Origin of the sequence: Silanimonas lenta DSM 16282 (genome assembly GCF_000429065.1) — a bacterium.
GTDB lineage: Bacteria > Pseudomonadota > Gammaproteobacteria > Xanthomonadales > Xanthomonadaceae > Silanimonas > Silanimonas lenta.
Window position 1 is genome coordinate 290,397 of the sequence record NZ_AUBD01000001.1, and the last position, 19,621, is coordinate 310,017.

At 70.1% G+C, this 19,621-nt stretch carries 21 protein-coding genes; 12 read left to right on the forward strand and 9 right to left on the reverse strand.

Features of this window, described 5'->3' with window-relative positions:
• Positions 1–3 precede the first annotated feature (3 nt).
• The 7 genes from G408_RS12520 to G408_RS0101365 form a co-directional block, all read right to left on the reverse strand.
• The gene (locus G408_RS12520; RefSeq protein ID WP_051282478.1) at positions 4–2,265 is read right to left on the reverse strand and encodes a methyl-accepting chemotaxis protein; all 2,262 of its coding nucleotides are present in this window, start codon (positions 2,263–2,265) and stop codon (positions 4–6) included.
• Positions 2,266–2,364: 99 nt separating this feature from the next.
• Complete coding sequence (locus tag G408_RS0101340) at positions 2,365–2,937, reverse strand: DUF2058 family protein (protein WP_028769627.1); 573 nt, start codon at positions 2,935–2,937, stop codon at positions 2,365–2,367.
• Positions 2,938–2,968: 31 nt separating this feature from the next.
• The gene (locus G408_RS0101345) at positions 2,969–3,199 is read right to left on the reverse strand and encodes a SlyX family protein (protein WP_028769628.1); all 231 of its coding nucleotides are present in this window, start codon (positions 3,197–3,199) and stop codon (positions 2,969–2,971) included.
• The gene (locus G408_RS0101350) at positions 3,186–4,541 is read right to left on the reverse strand and encodes a UDP-glucose dehydrogenase family protein (protein WP_028769629.1); all 1,356 of its coding nucleotides are present in this window, start codon (positions 4,539–4,541) and stop codon (positions 3,186–3,188) included. The genes G408_RS0101345 and G408_RS0101350 overlap by 14 nt, the downstream gene beginning before the upstream one ends.
• 76 nt (positions 4,542–4,617) lie before the next feature.
• The gene (locus tag G408_RS15645; RefSeq protein ID WP_051282479.1) at positions 4,618–5,382 is read right to left on the reverse strand and encodes an FKBP-type peptidyl-prolyl cis-trans isomerase; all 765 of its coding nucleotides are present in this window, start codon (positions 5,380–5,382) and stop codon (positions 4,618–4,620) included.
• Positions 5,383–5,461: 79 nt separating this feature from the next.
• Positions 5,462–5,929 carry a DUF3429 domain-containing protein gene (locus G408_RS0101360; RefSeq protein ID WP_169719198.1) on the reverse strand — a complete coding sequence of 156 codons (468 nt, stop codon included), beginning with the start codon at positions 5,927–5,929 and terminating at the stop codon, positions 5,462–5,464.
• 105 nt (positions 5,930–6,034) lie between these two features.
• Positions 6,035–6,616 (reverse strand): glutathione peroxidase, encoded by a 582-nt coding sequence (locus G408_RS0101365; RefSeq protein ID WP_084628003.1) that lies wholly within the window; start codon positions 6,614–6,616, stop codon positions 6,035–6,037.
• A 141-nt stretch (positions 6,617–6,757) separates the two neighbouring features.
• Between G408_RS0101365 and G408_RS0101370 the strand changes: the two genes are divergently transcribed.
• The 9 genes from G408_RS0101370 to G408_RS12535 all read left to right on the forward strand — a co-directional run bounded on the left by G408_RS0101370 (position 6,758) and on the right by G408_RS12535 (position 14,051).
• A complete protein-coding gene (locus G408_RS0101370) occupies positions 6,758–6,970 on the forward strand; it encodes a hypothetical protein (protein ID WP_028769633.1) in 213 nt (70 codons plus the stop codon).
• A complete protein-coding gene (locus G408_RS0101375; RefSeq protein ID WP_028769634.1) occupies positions 6,967–7,338 on the forward strand; it encodes a GntR family transcriptional regulator in 372 nt (123 codons plus the stop codon). Before G408_RS0101370 ends, G408_RS0101375 begins: the two co-directional genes overlap by 4 nt.
• Positions 7,335–8,195, forward strand: coding sequence for an ABC transporter ATP-binding protein (locus tag G408_RS0101380; RefSeq protein WP_037411716.1), 861 nt, complete (start codon positions 7,335–7,337; stop codon positions 8,193–8,195). The genes G408_RS0101375 and G408_RS0101380 overlap by 4 nt, the downstream gene beginning before the upstream one ends.
• Positions 8,192–9,157: a hypothetical protein gene (locus tag G408_RS0101385; RefSeq protein ID WP_028769636.1), complete on the forward strand. Its 966-nt coding sequence runs from the start codon at positions 8,192–8,194 to the stop codon at positions 9,155–9,157. Before G408_RS0101380 ends, G408_RS0101385 begins: the two co-directional genes overlap by 4 nt.
• A 39-nt stretch (positions 9,158–9,196) precedes the next feature.
• On the forward strand, positions 9,197–9,832 hold the full coding sequence (locus tag G408_RS14645) for a YggN family protein (protein WP_051282481.1): 636 nt from the start codon (positions 9,197–9,199) through the stop codon (positions 9,830–9,832).
• Between the two features lie 78 nt (positions 9,833–9,910).
• A complete protein-coding gene (locus G408_RS12530) occupies positions 9,911–11,008 on the forward strand; it encodes a PLP-dependent cysteine synthase family protein (protein ID WP_084628004.1) in 1,098 nt (365 codons plus the stop codon).
• 528 nt (positions 11,009–11,536) lie between these two features.
• Complete coding sequence (locus G408_RS0101400; protein WP_028769637.1) at positions 11,537–12,262, forward strand: hypothetical protein; 726 nt, start codon at positions 11,537–11,539, stop codon at positions 12,260–12,262.
• 28 nt (positions 12,263–12,290) lie between these two features.
• On the forward strand, positions 12,291–13,667 hold the full coding sequence (gene mgtE / locus G408_RS0101405) for a magnesium transporter (RefSeq protein WP_028769638.1): 1,377 nt from the start codon (positions 12,291–12,293) through the stop codon (positions 13,665–13,667).
• Between the two features lie 66 nt (positions 13,668–13,733).
• Positions 13,734–14,051, forward strand: a complete 318-nt coding sequence (locus G408_RS12535) for an MgtC/SapB family protein (protein ID WP_028769639.1) — start codon at positions 13,734–13,736, stop codon at positions 14,049–14,051.
• Positions 14,052–14,055: 4 nt separating this feature from the next.
• On the opposite strand, the gene G408_RS0101415 is transcribed toward G408_RS12535, so the two are convergent.
• Positions 14,056–15,456 (reverse strand): class II fumarate hydratase, encoded by a 1,401-nt coding sequence (locus G408_RS0101415; protein WP_028769640.1) that lies wholly within the window; start codon positions 15,454–15,456, stop codon positions 14,056–14,058.
• Between the two features lie 89 nt (positions 15,457–15,545).
• On the opposite strand from G408_RS0101415, the gene purB reads away from it, so the two are divergent.
• From purB to G408_RS0101430, 3 genes are read left to right on the forward strand one after another with little or no spacing between them, the layout of a single operon-like run.
• Positions 15,546–16,910, forward strand: a complete 1,365-nt coding sequence (gene purB, locus G408_RS0101420; protein WP_028769641.1) for an adenylosuccinate lyase — start codon at positions 15,546–15,548, stop codon at positions 16,908–16,910.
• Between the two features lie 27 nt (positions 16,911–16,937).
• On the forward strand, positions 16,938–18,182 hold the full coding sequence (locus G408_RS0101425) for a cupin domain-containing protein (protein WP_037411719.1): 1,245 nt from the start codon (positions 16,938–16,940) through the stop codon (positions 18,180–18,182).
• 32 nt (positions 18,183–18,214) lie between these two features.
• Complete coding sequence (locus tag G408_RS0101430) at positions 18,215–19,186, forward strand: GNAT family N-acetyltransferase (RefSeq protein WP_051282482.1); 972 nt, start codon at positions 18,215–18,217, stop codon at positions 19,184–19,186.
• Here the strand turns inward: G408_RS0101430 and G408_RS12540 are convergent.
• Complete coding sequence (locus G408_RS12540; RefSeq protein ID WP_051282483.1) at positions 19,158–19,601, reverse strand: GntR family transcriptional regulator; 444 nt, start codon at positions 19,599–19,601, stop codon at positions 19,158–19,160. The genes G408_RS0101430 and G408_RS12540 overlap by 29 nt on opposite strands.
• Positions 19,602–19,621 lie beyond the last annotated feature (20 nt).

Below are 19,621 nucleotides of genomic sequence, written 5' to 3' on the forward strand. Positions count from 1 at the left end.
CGCTCAGGGAAGCCGGAAGCTCGACGCTGCCTCGGCGAGCTGGTTGCTCTGCTCCTCCAGCGCCCGCGCCGAGGCGCTGGCCTCCTCCACCAGGGCGGCATTCTGCTGGGTGGCGGTGTCGAGCTGGCTCACCGTCTGGTTCACGGTGACGATGCCCTGGGCCTGCTCCTCGCTGGCGGCGCTGATCTCGGCCACCAGCCGGCCCATCTTCTCCACCTCGCCCACCAGGCTGCGGATCGCCTCGCCGGCCTGCGAGACCTTGGCCGTGCCGGAACGCACGGCCTCCACCGAATGGCCGATCAGCGCCTTGATCTCGCGCGCCGAGGCCGCCGAGCGCTGCGCCAGCGCCCGTACCTCGGCCGCCACCACGGCAAAGCCGCGGCCCTGCTCGCCGGCGCGCGCCGCCTCCACCGCGGCATTGAGGGCGAGGATGTTGGTCTGGAAGGCAATACCGTCGATGACGGTGATGATGTCCTCGATCTTCGTCGAGGCCTCCGCCACCTCGTGCATGGCGGCCACCGCTTCCTCCGCCACCGCGCCGCCTTCCTGGGCGATGCGGCCCACGCCCTCGGAGAGGCGTCGGGCGCTGCGGGCATTCTCGGCGTTCTGCTGCACGGTGCTGGTGAGCTCCTCCATCGAGGAGGCGGTTTCCTCGAGGCTGGCCGCCTGCTGTTCGGTGCGTGCCTGCAGGTCGTTGTTGCCGGCCGCCAGCTCGGCGGAGACGGTGCGGAACACCTCCACGGCCTGCTGGATGCGGCCCACGATGTCGGCCAGCTCCGCCACCGTGCGGTTGGCATCGGCGGCCATGCGCGCGAAGCTGCCGGCATAGCGGCTCTCGTCCATCCGCACCCGCAGGTCGCCCCGGGCGAGCCCGGCCATGAAGCCCTGCAGACTGGCCGTGATGTCCTCGAAGATCTCCAGCACGCGGTTGATGCCCTGACCGAGCTCACGCACATAGCCTTCCTTGCTGGCGGTATCGATGCGGTGGCCGAGTTCGCCGCGGGTGGCGGCCTCCACCACGTCCTGCACCTCGCGCTCGATGGCGAGTTCGAGGGTGCGGTCCTTCCATTCCACCACGTAGCCGATGAGCCGCCCCTCATGGCCGAAGGCCGGGGTCACGGTGAGGTCGAAGATGAGGCCGGCGATCTCGATCCGGGCATGGTGGGGCTCGGTCATGCCCTCGAGCATGGCGCGCTGGTGCGCCGGATCGCGGTGGAAGCGGTCGATGGGGGAGCCGACGATGTCATCGGCCCGGAAGCCGGGAATGACCGAGGCGATACGCGCCTCGTGGCGACGGAAGGTCTCGAGCACCGCGCGGTTGGCGAAGACCACGGTGAAACGGCGGTCGGCCACCATGATGTTGGTCTCGGCCCGGTCCAGGGCCTGGTTGATGCGCGAGGCCTCGGCCGCCCGGCGGCGCAGGCGCTGGGTGCTGAACTCCAGCCGCACCTGCATCGACTTCAGGCCGAGCAGCACCGCACCGACCTCGTCGGCCCGCGAGATGTCCACCGGGCCGTCGTGCTTCTCGGCGGCGATCTCGCGGAACAGCTCCCGGGCCCGCGACAGCCGCCCGACCACGTCGCGCGACAGCCACCAGGCCGAATAGGCGGCGAAGGCCGCCCCCGCCGCCAGCAGGCCGGCGAGCAGCCCCACGCCGGCCCCGCGAACCTGCAGCAGGAGGAGGCCGGCGGCGAGGCCGATGCCGAACAGGGCGAGCAGGAACAGGCGAACCGTGAGCGACAGCCGCCACAGCGGGTTCAGGGCCCGCCCGAGGCTGGGCGGGTGCACCACCCCGTTCTCGATCTCGAAGCGGGTGAGCCGGCCCTCGCGGATCTCGCGGTAGACCCGCTCGGCTTCGGCCACCTGCGCCCGGCTCGGCTTGCGGCGTACCGAGACATAGCCCTCGAGCCGGCCGCCGGCATCGTAGACCGGGGTGACATTGGCCTCGACCCAGTAGTGGTCGCCGTTCTTGCAGCGGTTCTTCACCATCCCCACCCAGGGGCGCCCCTGCTTGAGGGTGGCCCACATGTCGGCGAAGGCCGCAGCCGGCATGTCGGGGTGGCGGATGATGCGGTGCGGCTGGCCGAGCAGTTCGGCCTCGGCATAGCCGCTGATCTCGATGAAATAGCCGTTGACGTAGGTGATCCTGCCTTCCGGATCGGTGGCGGAGACGATGGTCTCGCCGTCGCGGAAAGGCACCTCGACTCCGGTGACCGGACGCTGCCGCAGGCTTTCCCGGTCCATCACGCGCGCCTGTGCCGCCATGCTCGTCGCCTCCTCAGGGATCACGGCTTTCCAGCGGAAACCGGAATCATTCCCCGAGAGATGTTGCGCCGGTTCAGGGCAGCGGGCAAGCGACGTGGTTCACCAGATCAGATCGTCGGGCACCTGGTAGCGAGGATCGCTGTAGTCATCCTCCGGCGCCGGGGCCGCGGGATCGACCTCGAGGGCGATCGCCTCGGGGCAGATCGCTTTTGCTTCGGCCAGCACGGCCGCCGTCACCAGCAGGTAGCGGCCATTGCTCTGCACCACGCCGAGCTCGCCGGCATTGAGCGCGCGCAGCTGCTCGGCCGTGACGTGGACGCGCTTGATCTTGCCGCCATAGGGGAAGTGGCGGACATGCTCGGCGGCGGGATCGTTGAGCGCCTTGTCGGCGAGGAAGGCATCCAGCTTCGCCCTGGCCTCGCGGCGGGCGCGGGCGGCCTCCTGGCGGGCACGCTGGGCGGCCTCGCGCTCACGCTTCTCGGCCTCGGCGCGCAGCGCGTAGGCCCTGGCGAGATCGATCTCCTCCTGCGAGCGCCCGGGCCTGTCTCCGCCCCTGCCCCGCCCGGCCCCGCCGCCGGGGCGTGCGCCGGGGGCCGGCTTGGCAGGCTTCGGGGCCTTCGGCAGCGGCTTGAAGCCAAGGCCGAGGAGCTGGTCTTTCAGGCTGTCGCTCATTGATCGGGAACAGGGACGAACGCGGGGCGGCTCAGTAATGCGGCGGCGGGGGTTCCGAGGCGGGATCGGCCATCAGGGCCCGGCGCAGCTGCTTTAGGTCTTCGAGCACGCGGGAGAGCAGCTCGCGGTTCTTCTGGCCTTCGATGCGGGCCTCGGCCAGCGCTTCCGAGAGCTCCTGCATCGCCTGCTCCTGGAAGGCGAGGCGGGTCTCGAGCTCGGTGAGCCTGCGTTCGGCGCGGAGATCGCGGTCAGGGCTTGGCATGGCAGTTCCGGGCGAGGCTGCGGCCGCGGCCGATGCCGTAATAGGCCAGCCCCGCTTCCTCGACTTCGGCAGGATCGTAGATGTTGCGGCCGTCGAACACCACGCCGGCGCGCAGCTCGCGCTTCAGGACCTCGAAATCCGGACTCCAGAAGGCCTTCCACTCGGTGATGAGGACGAGCGCGTCGGCGCCTTCCAGGGCCGCCTCCGGGGTGTCGCAAAGCACGAGGTCCCCGCGCTCGCCGAAGATCCGCCGCGCCTCCCCCATGGCCTCGGGATCATGGGCCCGGACCCGGGCGCCCGCCGCCCACAGGCTGGCGAGCAGGGCGCGGCTCGGCGCCTCGCGCATGTCGTCGGTATTGGGCTTGAAGGCAAGCCCCCAGAGCGCGAAGGTGCGGCCGGCCAGCTCGCCGCCGAAGTGGCGCTGGATCAGCTCGAAGAGCTTCTGCTTCTGCCGGCCGTTCACCCGCTCGACGGCGGCGAGGATCTCGGCCTGCATGCCATGCTGGCGGGCGGTGCGCTCCAGCGCCTGCACGTCCTTGGGAAAGCAGCTGCCGCCGTAGCCGGCGCCAGGGTAGATGAAGTGCCAGCCGATGCGCGGGTCGGAGCCGATGCCGTGGCGCACGGCCTCGATATCGGCCCCCACCCGCTCGGCGATGCCCGCCATCTCGTTCATGAAGCTGATCTTGGTGGCCAGCATGGCATTGGCCGCGTACTTGGTGAGCTCGGCCGAGCGCTCGTCCATCACGATCACCCGCTCGTGATTGCGGTTGAACGGCGCGTACAGGCGCTTCATCAGCTCGATGGCGCGGGCGTCGCGGCTGCCAAGGATGATGCGGTCGGGGCGCATGCAGTCGGCCACCGCCGCGCCCTCCTTCAGGAACTCGGGGTTGGAGACCACCTGGAACTCCACCGCCACGCCACGCGCCGCCAGGCCCTCGGCGATGACCTCGCGCACCCGGTCGGCGGTGCCCACCGGCACCGTGCTCTTGTTCACCACCACGGTGGGCTCGGCAAGGTGCTCGCCGAGCGTGCGGGCCACGGCCAGCACATGGCGCAGGTCGGCGCTGCCATCCTCGTCGGGCGGCGTGCCCACGGCGATGAAGACGATGCGCGCCGAGGCGATGGCCTCCGCGGCATCGGTGGTGAAGTGCAGCCGGCCGGCGGCGTGATTGGCGCGCACCATGTCTTCCAGGCCCGGCTCGAAGATCGGCACCACGCCACGGCGCAGGCCCTCGATCTTGGCGGCATCGACATCGACGCAGGTCACTTGGTGCCCCACTTCCGCGAGGCAGGTGCCGGTCACCAGGCCGACATAGCCGGTGCCAAAAACGCTGACGCGCATGCGCGTCCTCCCAGGGGTTGGAAACGCGCAAGGGTCGCGGCATCCCGCGACCCTTGCATGACAGCCGCGCCGGAACTCACTCCGTGGCGGCGGAGGAGACGATCTCCAGCAGTTCGACCTCGAACTTGAGGGTGGCATTCGGCGGGATCTCCGCGCCGGCGCCGTTCTGGCCGTACGCAAGCGCCGCCGGGATCCAGAACACGTACTTCGACCCCACCGGCATCAGCTGCACGCCCTCCGTCCAGCCCGGGATCACGCCGGCCAGCGGGAAGGTGGCCGGCTCGCCACGGGCATAGGAGCTGTCGAACTCCTTGCCATCGAGCAGGGTGCCGCGGTAGTGCACCTTCACGGTATCAGCGGCGCTCGGGCGGGCCCCGGAGCCGGCGCGCAGCACCTGGTACTGCAGGCCGCTCTCGGTGGTACGCACGCCGGGCTTGCCCTTGTTGGCGGCCAGGAAGGCCTCGCCCTCGGCAAGGTTCTTCGCGCCCTGCTCGGCACGGCGCGCCATTTCCTTCTGCTGCAGGAACATGCCGAAGGCCATGCCCACTTCCTGCGCCTGCTGGTCGGTCATCAGCCGGCCCTGGCCGGAGAGCCCGGCCTTGACGGCCTTGGCGAGCGCGTCGGCATCGACGTACTCCTTCACCTGCTGCAGGCTGTTGGCCATCTGCAGACCGATCATGTAGCTGATCTTCTCGTTGTCGGTCTTCAGGCCCTCGATGGCCGGAAGCTCGAGGGTGGCCGGAGCGGCCGGGGCGGCTTCCGGAGCCTGCGCGAAGGCGCTACCGGCGATCAGGCTCAGGCCGAGCAGCACGGCACTCGTCAGGGGGCGGGGATTCAGCATGGGGGCAAGCACTCCGTCGGTCAGGACCGCCGCGGCGCGGCGGGCCGCCGATTGTCGCCCCCCGGCCCCGGTTCGGCAATCAGGCGCTGCCGAGCGCAAGCCCCAGGGCCAGCCCGTGCGCCGCGATCACGGCGGCCGAGATCCTCGAGCGCAGGACGCGGAAACCCGGCGTTGCCGGCAGGTGGTCGGCCCGGGTGTCGAACCAGAGGGCGAGGGCAAAGCCCACGCCCAGGGCCAGCACGGCCCAGGGCCGCGGCAGGAACAGCGCCGGATAGGCCCAGAGGCTCGGCAGCACGGCCAGCACATAGGCCGAGGGCGGGGCTCCGGCGCTCATCGCCCGACCCCAGCGCAGCCCGCCAAGGAAGCTCAGGATCACCGCCGAGTAGACGAGGAAGGCCCGGGCGGCGATGGCTACACCCCGGGGCTCGGCGAGCCACAGGGCGATTCCCCAGGCGAGAAGCGCGCCGAGGAAGGGCAGCAGCCCGGCCCAGGTCAGCCAGTGGGCCGCCCGCGGCAGGGGCGGCTGGTGGAGGTCCTGCAGTTTCATCCATTCCCGGCGCAGGCCGGTCTCCCCATGCCCCATCGCATCCCCTGACGATCCGTTCGCGCGAGCCGGCGATCATCCGCCGCCCGCCCACTGCCGGTAAAGCGCTCAGCGCGAGGTGGCGGGAGCAGCGGCCGGCACTGGCGCCGCCAGCGCCTTCTCGATCGCCGCCCGCAGTTCCGGGGCCTCCGGCTTCACCCGGCTGCCGAAGCTGCCCAGCACCCGGCCATCCCGGCCGATCAGGTACTTGTGGAAATTCCAGCCCGGCTGCTCGCCGGTGGCGGCGGCAAGCTCACGGTAGAGCGGCGTGGCATCGCGGCCGCGCACCACCACCTTCTCGAACATCGGGAACTTCACCCCATAGGTAAGGGTGCAGAACTCCTGGATCTGCTCCTCGCTGCCCGGCTCCTGGCCCATGAAATCGTTGGAAGGAAAGCCGAGCACGGCAAAGCCCTGTGGCCCGTAGGTGGCATTCAGGGCCTCGAGCCCCTCGTACTGCGGGGTGAACCCGCATTTGCTGGCGGTATTCACCACCAGCAGCACCTTTCCGCCATAGGCCTCGGCCAGGTTCACCCGCTCCTGGCTCGCCAGCCGGCGGTATTCATGCTGCAGCACGCCCGCGGCGGCCACCGGCCGGGCCGCCAGCCCCACGCCCAGGCCCACGAACAGGGCCGCGATCCACGCCTTCATCCCTCGTCTCTCCCGAACGCCGGCGGCAGGCCGGCACCTGCCGTCAGTCTGGTCGTGCGGGCGTGCAGGAGGTGTTGACCCCGGGAAGATTGGTGTTATAGTTGACTACAACACCAGTCCGTTACCTCACCGAGGCCCGCCATGTCCTTCCGACTCCGCCCCCGCGCCGGCCTGCTGGCCCTCGGGCTGGCCAGCCTGGCCCTGGCCCTCGCGCTCGGCAGCGCCCCCCCCGCCGCCCCCGGCCCGGCACCCGCCGAAGGAACCGACCCGGGACTGGAACGCTCCCGGGCCCAGATCGGTCTTGCCATGCCCTACTTCTCCTTCGGCAAGCGCAGCCGCGAGGCCCGGTCATGAGCATCGCCTGGAGCGACAGCACGCCGATCTACCGGCAACTGAAGGAGCGTGTGGTGGCCATGGTGCTCGATGGCGAGCTGAAGGAAGGCGATGCCCTGCCCTCGGTACGGCAGGTGGCCGCCGAATTCCAGCTCAACCCGATCACCGTCTCGCGCGCCTACCAGGAACTGGCCGACGAGGCCCTGGTGGAAAAACGGCGTGGACTTGGCATGTACGTCGTCGAGGGCGCGCGGCAGCGCCTGCTCGCCTCGGAGCGCGAACGCTTCCTGAAGGAGGAATGGCCGCAGGTCCTGGCGCGCATCGAGCGCCTCGGCCTCACGCCGCAGGAACTACTGGCCACCCGGCCGAAGAACGGAGCATCGGCATGAGCACCCCCACCATTTCCGCCCGCGGCCTCGAGAAACGCTACGGCAAGACCACGGCCGTCGCCGGCATCGACTTCGATATCGCGCCTGGGCGCATCGTCGGCCTGATCGGCCCGAACGGCTCGGGCAAGACCACCACGCTGAAGGCCCTGCTCGGCCTGACCGGCTTCGAGGGCGAGCTGCACGTGCTGGGCCACGACCCACGCACCCAACGCGACGCCTTGATGCGCGAAGTCTGCTTCATCGCCGACGTGGCCGTGCTGCCGCGCTGGATCAGCGTCGGCCAGGCCATCGACTACGTGGCCGGCGTGCACCCGCGCTTCGACCGCCGCAAGTGCGAGGACTTCCTCTCGCACACCAAGCTCGACCGGAAGATGAAGGTCAAGCAGATGTCGAAGGGCATGATCGTGCAACTGCACCTCGCCCTCGTCATGGCCATCGACGCCAAACTGCTGGTACTGGACGAGCCCACCCTTGGCCTCGACATCCTCTACCGCAAGCAGTTCTACAAGGATCTGCTGGAGCGCTATTTCGACGAGGAGAAGACGATCATCGTCACCACCCACCAGGTAGAGGAGATCGAGCACATCCTCACCGATCTCCTGTTCATCCGTGACGGAAAACTGGTGCTGCGCGCCAGCATGGACGAGATCGAGCAGCGCTTCTTCGAGGTGATGGTCGCCAGCGACCGCGCCGAAGAGGCCCGGGCACTCGGGCCCATCGACGAGCGCAGCGTATTCGGCAAGAGCGTCTTCCTGTTCGACGGCCAGCCGCGCGAACGCCTCGCCGCCCTGGGCGAGCTGCGCACTCCCGGCATCGCCGACCTGTTCGTCGCCACGATGAAAGGAACCTATGCATGAACACCTTCCCCACCCTGCTGAAGCGTGAGTTCTGGGAACACAAGGGCGGCATGCTCTGGGCGCCGGCCGTGGTCGGCGGCCTGCTGCTGCTGTTCGCCCTCGGCAGCCTGCTGCTCGGCCTGGCGTTCAAAGGCGGTGCCTTCACAATGAATGGCGAGCGCATCGTCGTCGACGGCCAGCTCATCGACGCGACGGCGCAGGCGAAGATCGCCGGCGGCATGGTGTTCGCTGCCCTTCCCTCGATGGCACCGCTGGCCGGGGTGCTGGCTCTGGTGCTGTTCTTCTATGCCTTAGGCTCGCTCTACGACGAGCGCAAGGACCGCAGCGTGCTGTTCTGGAAGTCGATGCCGGTCTCCGACACTGCCACGGTACTCTCGAAGCTGGCTTCGATGCTGGTGGTCGCGCCGCTCATCACGGCGCTCATCGGCGGCCTGCTCGGTGTGGTGCTGGTGCTCGCCATCGCCCTCGCGGCGAACATGCTCGGGACCGGCATTCTCGGCCGGGTCCTCGCCACGCCCGACCTCTATCTCACCCCCCTCGCCATCGTGGCCCTGGTGCCGGTGTATGCCCTCTGGGTGCTTCCCAGCATCGCCTGGTGCATGGCGGTCTCCGCCTGGGCACGGCGTGCGCCCTTCCTCTGGGCCGTGGGACTCCCGCTCGGCGCCGGCATGCTGCTTTCCTGGCAGGAGGCCATGTTCGATGTCGCGCTGGGTGCCGGTGGCTTCTGGAAGCATGTGGTCGGCCGTTTCTTTGGCAGCTTCATCCCCGGACTGTGGTTCGCCTTCGACACCCGTGAGGGGGGGCTGGATGGCTTTACACCGGGCGAGTCCAGCGTGCTGGAACTCGTGGCCCAGAGCTATGCCAGCCTGGCCTCGCCGGCGCTGTGGATCGGCCTGGCCGTGGGGGTGGTCTTCGTCGCCCTTGCCATCCGCCTGCGCCGCTGGCGCGAGGACGCCAGCTGAGCCGCACCGACCGCATTTCCTTCCGCCCCGGAGCCCACCATGCATTCCCTTGCTGTCGTGCCTCGCCATCCGTTCGCCACGGCATGGCTTCTCGTCACCCTCGCCGCCACCAGCGCCTGCACCGGCCAGGACCGTGCCGAGATCGAGCGCAGTCTTTCCGAGGCTCGGCAAACCGTGGAGACGGCCACCGCCGAGGGCGGCACGGTCGCCCGGGCTATCGCCGAAGCCCGTCGAAAGCTGCACGAGGAAAACCTCGGGCTCGATGGCGAAGGGCTGCCCAAGGCCAAACTCACCCCGCAGGGCGATCTGCTGATCGGCGGCACCGCGGTGCCCATGGACGAGGCACAGCGCGAGGCCGCCCTGGCCTACCGCGCCGAGCTGCTGAAGGTGGCCGAGGCGGGCATGGTCCTCGGGCAGCAGGGTGCCGCCATCGCCGGGCAGGCGGTGACGCAGGTGCTCGGCGGCCTGTTCACCGGCAAAGCCGAGGAGGCCGCGGCCCGCATCGAGGCCGAAGCGAAGAAGATCGAGGAGGCCGCCCTGGCCCTGTGCAAGGACCTCGAAGGCCTGGAGCCGGCGCAGGCACGGTTTGCCGAACTCGTGCCGGAATTCCGCCCTTATGCCAAGAAAATCCAGGTCGACACCGACTGCAAGCCGGCCCCCGGGACGGTGATCTGAGCCCCGGCGCCCGGGTTCCACCGGGCGCCACATCGGCGAGAATGCGGGCCTGTCTCCCGATGGGCCCGCCCCGCCGCCATGTCACGCCACTGGGTCAATGCCGCGATCGCGGCCCTCGAAGCCGACTTCCAGCGCTCGGCCGACACCCACCTGATCCGCCTCGACCTGCCGGCCTATCCGGGCATCCCGCTGTACTTCAAGGACGAGAGCTCGCACCCCACCGGCAGCCTCAAGCACCGCCTCGCACGCTCGCTGTTCCTGTACGCCTTGTGCAACGGCTGGCTGCGCGAGGGCCAGACCGTGATCGAGGCCAGCAGCGGCAGCACGGCCGTCTCCGAAGCCTATTTCGCCCGCCTGATCGGCCTGCCCTTCATCGCCGTGATGCCGGACACCACCTCGCGCGAGAAGGTGGCGCGCATCGAGTTCTACGGCGGGCGCTGCCACATGATCGAAGGCGCCGACGTGAGCGCCGCCTCGCGCGCGCTGGCCGCCGAGCTCGGCGGCCACTTCATGGACCAGTTCACCTACGCCGAACGGGCCACCGACTGGCGCGGCAACAACAACATCGCCGAATCGATCTTCCAGCAGCTGCGGCTCGAGCCCCATCCCTGCCCGCGCTGGATCGTGGTCTCGGCCGGCACCGGCGGTACGGCCGCCACCATCGGGCGCTACATCCGCTACCAGCCCGCCCGCAACGCCTGCACCCGGCTCGCCGTGGTCGATCCCGAGCACTCGGTGTTCTTCGATGCCTTCAAGGACCACAAGCGCTGCCACCGCCTCGACCGCGGTTCGCGTATCGAGGGCATCGGCCGGCCCATCGTCGAGCCCAGCTTCCTGCCCGACACCATCGACCGCATGATCAAAGTGCCCGATGCCCTGAGCCTCGCCGCCATGCGCGCGCTGGAGGGCTTGCTGGGGCGCAAGGTCGGCGGCTCCACGGGGACCAATTTCGTCGGCGCCCTGCAGGTGATGAGCGAGATGAAGGCAAAGGGCGAGACCGGCGCCGTCGTCACCCTGATCTGCGATGGCGGTGAACGCTATCTCGACACCTACTACGACGATGCCTGGCTGACGGCGCAGGGCCTTGCCCCCAGCGCCGCGCAGCAGGACCTCATCGCCGCGGCCCTCGGGGGCGCCTCGCCGGCAGGGGCGCTCGAGCTGCGCGATGCCGGCTGAACACAGGCCCCGGAGCGCATCGCCGGACTTGCCCCCGATGCAGCGGGGCGGACTATAATTCCGGGTCTTTATTTCTGGAGGCCCTGCGCGTGGGTCAGGATTCGAGCGACAGTTGCAGTCCGGCGGCGCTGACCGTCGGCATCCTGGCTCGATAGCGCGCGCGCTCCGCCGCTATCGCGCCTCGAGCGTGAAGCGGCCTTGGCACCCCACGGGGTGATCCCAGTCCCTTCCCTGCTTCGGCCCGCATGGGCCGCGTCTTCGTTTGCCTGAGGCTTTGCCCACAGGCTCCGGGGCGCGTGCACCTGCGTGCCCGTCGTGCTCCGAATCCCGGCCGCACGCAGGCTCTCCGCGAACGCGAGGAGGTGTCCCATGGACCCGGATCCAGGTCGATTGCGATTGCACATGCCCCCCACGCGGCGTCACGGCCGCGCCCATTCCGCTTTCCCGGCCCGCCCCCACCGCGGCCCGCCCCCGACCTGAGCGCCGGGGCGTGCCGGTGGCCTTGCGCGGCCGCACTGGAGCACGCCCATGAAAACGCTCATCTCCGGCCTCCGCCCGGCCCCGCCCCTCGTCCGCAGCCTGCTGGCCGGCCTTGTCCTGTTCTCGGCCACGGCGCATGCCGCCCGCCCACTCATCACCGACGATGCCGCCGTCGTCGAGGCCGGCACCTGCCAGATCGAAGCCTGGATCGAGGGCCGGCGCGGGGATTCCACCCGCTGGCTCTCGCCCGGCTGCGCCCTGCCCAGAACCACGGAACTCGCCATCGGCATCGGGCGCGGCTTTGCCCAGGACGCCCCACGGCGCACCGAGCTTGCCTGGCAGCTCAAGACCCTGCTCATCGAAGGGGATGAGGGCCTTCCCCATTTCGCCTTCGCCCTCGGCGGAGGACAGGCACGCGGACTCCCGGCCCGGGAATGGTTCGCCACCGGCATCGCCTCGCTGCCCCTCGCCGAGGGGCGCCGCTTCCTCCATCTGAACCTCGGCCTTTTCCGCGAGCGCGAGGACGAGGCCTTCCAGACCGGAGTGCGCGGCGCCGTGGCCCTCGACCAGTCCATTGGCGACACGACCTGGCTGTCGGCCGAGGCCTTCGCCAGCGAAGGCGAGCGCGCCGGCTGGCAGCTCGGCCTGCGCCGTGAACTCGCCTCCGGGCGCGTGCAGCTCGATGCCAGTGGCGGAAGCCGCTTCGGGCGCTGGAACGACACCCGCCAGTTCTCCGTCGGCTTCGTGATCGCCGGCCTTCCCTTCCTGCGCTGATGCGCCCCCAATCGACGAGGAAACCCCGATGAACCGCGAGAACCTGCTCTTCGCCGTCCGCCACCTCGCCCTCTCGCAGGACGCCGAGGCCCTGAAGCTGCTGTTCCGCCAGACCCAGCCCGCCGATCTTGCCGAGGCGCTCGACGCCCTGACCGCGGCGGAAGTGGTCTCCCTGCTGATGCTGCTCGATCCCCAGGCACGGGCCGACCTGTTCGCCTACTTCAGCCCCACCCGCCAGGACATCCTGCTGCGCGCCCTGCCGCGCGAGGCGGTGGTGCGCCTGTTCGAGGCCATGCCCTCCGACGACCGCGCCGACGTGTTCAACCGCCTCGGCGAGGAAGTGAAGCGCAGCCTGCTGCCGGCCATGGCCAAGGTCGAGCGCGAGGACATCCTCAAGCTCGCCGCCTACCCGGAGGGCTCGGTCGGCTCGGTGACCAGCTCGGACTACGTCTATGTCGGCCCCGAGATGACGGTCGCCGAGGCCTTGACCCACATCCGCACCACGGCGCCGGACGGCGAGAGCGTCTACGTCATCTATGTGCTCGACGGGAATGCCCGGCTGGTGGGCACGGTCTCCCTGCGCGACCTCGTGGTGGCGCAGGAAGGCACGCGCATCCGCGAGATCATGCAGGGCGATCCGGTGTTCGCGCGCGCCCAGTGGCCGCGTGCCCAGGCTGCCGAGCTGATCCGCCGCTACGACCTGCTGGCCCTGCCGGTAGTGAACGGCGGCGAGCGGATGATCGGCATCGTCACCGTCGATGACGCCATGGACATCGAGAAGCAGGAAGACGCCACCCAGCTGGCCCGCTTCGGTGGCACCAGCGCGCTCGGCGGCCCGGACCTCGACGTGATCAGCTCGCCCTTCCGCAAGATGTTCGGGGTGCGGGTGTTCTGGCTCGCCATCCTGACCTTCTTCGGCGTACTCACCAGCACCTTCGTCGCCAGCCAGGAGGAGATCCTCTCCGAGGTCATCGTGCTCGCGGCCTTCATCGCCCCGATCGTCGACATGGGCGGCAATACCGGCAGCCAGTCGGCCACCCTGGTGATCCGCGCCATGGCGCTGGGCGAGCTCAGGCTGCGCTGGTCCGACGTCTGGTTCATCATCAAGCGCGAACTGCCCGTCGCCGGCGCCCTCGGCCTCAGCATCGCCGTGCTGGAGATGGTGCTGGCCTGGTTCTCCAAGGGCATCGGCTGGGACGTGCTGATGGTGGTGGGCCTCTCCATGCTGGCCTGCACCGCCCTGGGCGGGGTGATCGGCGCCCTGCTGCCCTTCGCCGCCCGGCGGATCGGCACCGATCCTGCCACCCTGTCCTCGCCCCTGATCACCTCGATCATGGACCTGCTCGGCGTGTTCATCTACTTCGGCTTCGCCTATCTGTTCCTCGGCGACCTGCTGACGAACTGACGCGAACGCCTGCCACCGGGCCCCGGTATCCTCCGGGGCCCCTCTCCCACCTGCCCGGGCTTCTCCATGCACCTCGTCGAGCATTTCAGCCTCGCTGCCTCGGCCAATACCCTCACCAGCCTGGTGATGGCCTTCGTGCTCGGCACGGCCATCGGCCTCGAGCGGCAGTACCGCCAGCGCACCGCCGTGGAGGCCGAACTCGAGCGCTCCAGCTATCCCATCCGGGATCTCGACGTGCGCGCCTTCGGCGAGGCCGAGATCGAGATCGAGGCCACCCTGGCCGCTACTTCCGTGGATGGCGACGAACTCGACGCCGTGGTCCGGCGCATCGCCGCCCGGCCCGGGGTACGGCAGGCCTTCTGGGCGCCGAGCACCACGGAGTAAGGGCTCAGCCGCCGCCCGGCAGGCCCTCGACGATGCCCCCCCGGGTCAGGGCCAGCGGGTCGAGCGCCTTTTCGAGCCGCTCGCGGTCGAGCCCGGTTTCTTCCACCGCCACCTCGAGGATCGGCCGCCCGCTCGCATAGGCCTTCTTGGCGATCGCGGCGGCCTTCTCGTAGCCGATCAGCGGGTTCAGGGCGGTCACCAGAATGGGGTTGCGGGCGAGCGCCGCCCGCAGCCGATCCTCGCGCACGGCAAAACCGGCGATCGCGCGGTCGGCGAGCAGGCGCGCGGCACTGGCGCCGAGCTCGATGGCCCAGAGCAGGGTGTGGGCGATCAGCGGCAGCATCACATTGAGCTGGAAATTACCGCTCTGCCCCGCTACCGAAATGGTCGCGTGCATGCCCATCATTTGTGCGGCCACCATCGCCACGGCCTCCGGAATCACCGGGTTCACCTTGCCCGGCATGATCGAGCTGCCCGGCTGCAGGGCCGGCAGTTCGATCTCGCCCAGGCCCGCCAGCGGCCCGGAATTCATCCAGCGCAGATCGTTGCTGAGTTTCATCAGCACCACGGCAAGGCCGTTCAACTGGCCGGAGAGTTCCACCGCACCATCCTGTGCGGCGATGCCGGCGAAGGGATTGGCCGCCGGCGTGAAGGGCAGCCCGGAAAGACGCGCAAGCCCGGCACAGGCGCGCTCGGCGAACTGGGGATGCGCATTGATGCCGGTGCCCACTGCCGTGCCGCCGAGCGGCAGCGCGCGCAGGCGGCGTCCGGCATCTCCCAGACGCTCCTCGACCTGCTCCACCTGGCTTGCCCAGGCGGACAGCTCCTGCCCCAGCGTGAGCGGCATGGCATCCATCAGGTGGGTGCGCCCGGTCTTCACCGTGCCGCGATGTTCATGCGCGCGGCGGGCGATGGTCTCGCGCAGGTGCGCCAGCGCCGGCAGCAGACGTTCGCGCAGACCCAGGCAGGCACCCACCTGGATGGCCGTGGGCACCACGTCGTTCGAGCTCTGCCCGAGGTTGACGTGGTCGTTCGGGTGCACGGCCATGCCGCCCAGCGAGTGTGCCACGCGGGCGATCACCTCGTTGGCATTCATATTGCTGGAAGTACCCGAGCCGGTCTGGAACACGTCCACCGGGAACTCGGCATCGAACTCGCCGGCGGCCACCTTCAGGGCGGCCTCACGGATCGCCGCCCCACGCCCGGGGTCGAGCAGGCCAAGCCCGGCATTGGCTTCGGCGGCGGCGGCCTTGATGAGGCCGAGGGCGCGCAGGAAGCCGCGCGGCATCCGCCAGCCGGAGATCGGGAAGTTCTCGATGGCACGCTGGGTCTGGGCGCCCCACAGGGCCTCGGCGGGCACGGCAAGCTCGCCCATGCTGTCGCGTTCGATGCGGGTGGCGGACATCGGAAGGCCTCCTAGACGGGGCGTCCATCCTACCCGGCAGGTAGAATGGCGGGCTTCCGCGGCCCTGCCGCCCGTCTTCCGGCCCCGCCATGTCCCACGCCCTCACCGCCCTCTCGCCGCTCGATGGCCGCTATGCCGGCAAGGTCGATGCCCTGAGGCCGATCTTCTCCGAGTACGGCCTGATCCGCGCCCGCGTCTGCGTGGAGATCGCCTGGCTGCTCGCCCTCTCGGCCGAGCCGGGCGTGCGCGAGCTGCCGCCCTTCTCGGAGACCGCCGCCTCGCTGCTGCAACGCCTCGCCGATGGCTTCTCGGTGGAAGACGCCGCGCGGGTCAAGGCGATCGAGGGCACCACCAACCATGACGTCAAGGCCGTCGAGTATTTCCTGAAGGAGCGGCTTTCGGAGAACGCCGAGCTCAAGGCCGCCCTGGAGTTCGTGCACTTCGCCTGCACCTCCGAGGACATCAACAATCTCAGCTATGCCTTGATGCTGAAGCAGGCCCGCGACGAGGTGATGCTGCCGCAGCTCGATGTCCTCATCGAAACCCTGAAGAAGCTCGCTTACGAATATGCCGACGAGCCGATGCTCTCGCGCACCCACGGCCAGACCGCCAGCCCCACCACCCTGGGCAAGGAGCTGGCCAACGTGGTGGCGCGGCTGAAACGCCAGCGCCAGCAGCTCGTCCAGGTGGAGATCCTGGGCAAGATCAATGGCGCGGTGGGCAACTACAACGCCCATTTCGCCGCCTATCCGGACGTGGACTGGCCGCGCCTCGCACAGGGCTTCGTCGAGTCGCTGGGCCTGCGGTTCAATGCCTGGACGACGCAGATCGAACCGCACGACTTCATCGCCGAGCTCGGCGACGTGCAGCGCCGCATCAACACCATCCTGATCGACTTCGCCCGCGATACCTGGGGCTACATCTCGCTCGGCTATTTCTCGCAGGCCCTGAAGGAAGGCGAGGTCGGCAGCTCGACCATGCCGCACAAGGTCAACCCGATCGATTTCGAGAACGCCGAAGGCAACCTCGGCATCGCCAATGCCCTGTTCGAGCATTTCAGCGCCAAGCTGCCGATCAGCCGCTGGCAGCGCGACCTCACCGATTCCACCGTGCTGCGCGCCCTGGGCACCGCCTGGGGCCATACGCTGGTTGCCTACGAGGCCCTGGGCCGGGGCATTGGCAAGCTGAAGGTGAACCCGGCGCGGCTGGCCGAAGACCTCGATGCCAGCTGGGAAGTGCTGGCCGAGGCGGTGCAGACGGTGATGCGCCGCCATGGCCTGCCGAACCCCTACGAGCAGCTCAAGGCGCTCACCCGCGGCCAGGCCATCACCCGGGAATCGATCCGTGCCTTCATTGCCGGCCTCGATCTGCCCGACGAGCCGAAACGCGCCCTGCTCGCGCTGACGCCAGCCAGCTACACCGGCCGCGCCGAAGCCCTGGCGAAGTCGGTCTGACGCCTGCCGCGCCGCGATCGTCCTGCCATGCCGCGTCCGCCCCGCCGCCCTGCCGCCCCCCGCCTGCCGATCGAGATCGATGCCCGCGGCAAAGGCCCGCTCGGCATGCCGGCCGAAACCTTCCTGCGCGATTACTGGCAGAAGCGCCCCCTGCTGATCCGCAACGCCTTCCCCGGCTTCGCAAGCCCGATCAGCCCAGACGACCTCGGCGCGCTCTCGCTGCAGCCTGCCGCGCTCTCGCGGCTGATCCTCTGGGACCGCAGGAAGGACCGCTGGACGGTGGAGACCGGCCCACTGCCGGAGGACCGCTTCGATCGCGTGCCGGCACGCGACTGGACCCTGCTGGTGCAGGACGTGGACAAGTGGGATGCCGATGTCCGCCAACTGGTCGAGGCCTTCCCCTTCCTGCCGCGCTGGCGCATCGATGACGTGATGATCAGCTTCGCCGTCGAGGGCGGCTCGGTGGGCGCGCACATCGACCAGTACGACGTATTCCTGCTGCAGGGCATGGGCCATCGCCGCTGGCAGATCGATGCCAATCCGGACCAGCCCGTCGATTTCCGCGACGACGCGCCGATCAAGCTGCTGAAGCACTTCACCCCCAGCCACGAGTGGGTGCTCGCCCCCGGCGACATGCTCTACCTGCCGCCCGGGCTCGGCCACCACGGCGTGGCGCTCGATCCCTGCCTCACTTTCTCGCTCGGCATGCGCGCTCCGGCCCGGGCCGAGCTGATCGAGGACTTCGCGCTGGAACTGGCCAGCCGCATTGACGAGAAAGCGCGCTATGCCGATCCGGACCTCACCGTGCCGGCGGATGCCTTCGAGATCGATGCCCGTGCCCTCGCCCGGGTGCGCCAGGCCCTGGGCGGCATGGCGGAGGCGGGCGACGAGGCCCTGCTGCGCCGCTGGTTCGGCCGCTTCATCACCCGCTACCGCGCCTCGGGCGACATCCGCCCGCCGCGCCGCGCCCCGACCCGTGCCGGCTTCGAGGCCGCGCTGGCGGCCGGCGGCCTGCTGCAGCGCCATCCCTTCTCGCGCGTGGCCTGGCTGCGCGAAGGGCGCACGAAGGCCCTGTGGTTCGTGAGCGGCAGTGATATCGACGGCCTGCGTCCCGCGGATGCCGCCCATCTCTGCCGTCGGGACACGCTCGATGCCGCGGCCTGGGCCCGCCTCGACGAGCAGGCCCGCGAAGCGGTGGTCGCACTCGCCGCCCTTGGCCACTACCGGGCGGTACCCGCAGGAAAAGCGCGCACGAGAAGGCCCAAGGGCTGACCGTCGTCCCCCTCGGACGCTAGGCTTCGCGCATGGCCACGGAGACCCTGATGACTCCCGATTTCCGCGTCGAGCCCGCCGACTACCGCACCGACTTCGCCGACCTGCGCGCCGTGCGCGAGCCGGTGTTCGTCGTCGAGCAGCAGGTGCCGATCGAGGAGGAGTGGGACGAACTCGACCCGAAGTGCCGGCACGTCATCGCGCGCGACAGCGCGAACCGTCCCATCGGCACGGGCCGGCTGACGCCGGAGCGCAAGATCGGCCGCATGGCGGTGCTGCCCGAGTGGCGCGGCAAGGGCGTGGGCGGCGCCCTGCTGGAGGCCCTGCTGGACGAGGCGCGGCGCCTGGGCTGGCCGGAGGTCACGCTGCATGCCCAGACCCACGCCATTCCCTTCTACGCCCGCCATGGCTTCGAGGCCTTCGGCGAGGAGTTCATGGAAGCCGGCATCCCGCACCGCAAGATGCGCCGGCTGCTCGGCGCCCCCGATCCGGGCCGGCGGCCGCGGCCGGCCCCCGGCGGCGATGCCGCGCTGCAGGAACTCGCCAGCGAGGCCGGACTGCGCGAGGCCAGCCTTGCCGTGATCGCCCGGGCCCGGCGCGAGATCCGCGTCTTCACCCGCGATCTCGAAGCCGGCCTCTACGCCCAGGCCGCGCTCGTCGAGGCCTTCCGGCACTTCGCCACCCGCGGCCGCCAGCCTTCGGTACGCCTGCTCGTGGTCGAGCCGGAAGGGCTGGCGGCGAGCGGACATGCCCTGCTGCCGCTGGCCCAGCGCCTGAGTTCGGTCTTCGCCCTGCGCACCCCGGTCGACCCCGAGGACCGGCAGGCGGCCGAAAGCTTCCTCCTGGCCGATGAAACGGCCTACGTGTTCCGCGCCCTCGCCACCCGGCCGGAGGGCGTGGCCTGCCTCGACGGCCCGGCGCGGGCGCGGCAGCTCGCGGAGAGCTTCGACCGCCGCTGGGAGCGCGCCCGGGAACTCAGCGAGCTGCGCGCCCTCGGGCTTTGAGGCCCTTCGCCGGAACGCCTCCTGCGCGGGGCGTCAGGAACAGGGCGTGCAGGCGTTCGCAGACCGGGCCGGCGGCCAGTCCGAGATCGTTCGCCTCGCGGATCAGCTCGCGCATCCGCGACTCCAGGAGCCGCATCCGCGCCTCGGCAGTGAGCCCGGCCCTGGCCGGGCGCGGGGCCACCACCATGCCGGCGCCGCGGCGGCGCAGCAGCACGCCATCCTCGACCAGGCCGGCATAGGCCCGGCTCACCGTCATCGGGTTCACCCCCAGCCGTGCCGCCATGGTGCGCACCGAGGGCAGGCGCTCGCCCTCGTGCAACTGGCCGGAGGCGACGAGCCTTGCCACCTGGGCGGCGATCTGCCGGAACAGCGGGGTTGGCGAGGCCGGATCGATCTGCCACTGCGTCATGTCCATGTGTATCAATAGCCCAATAC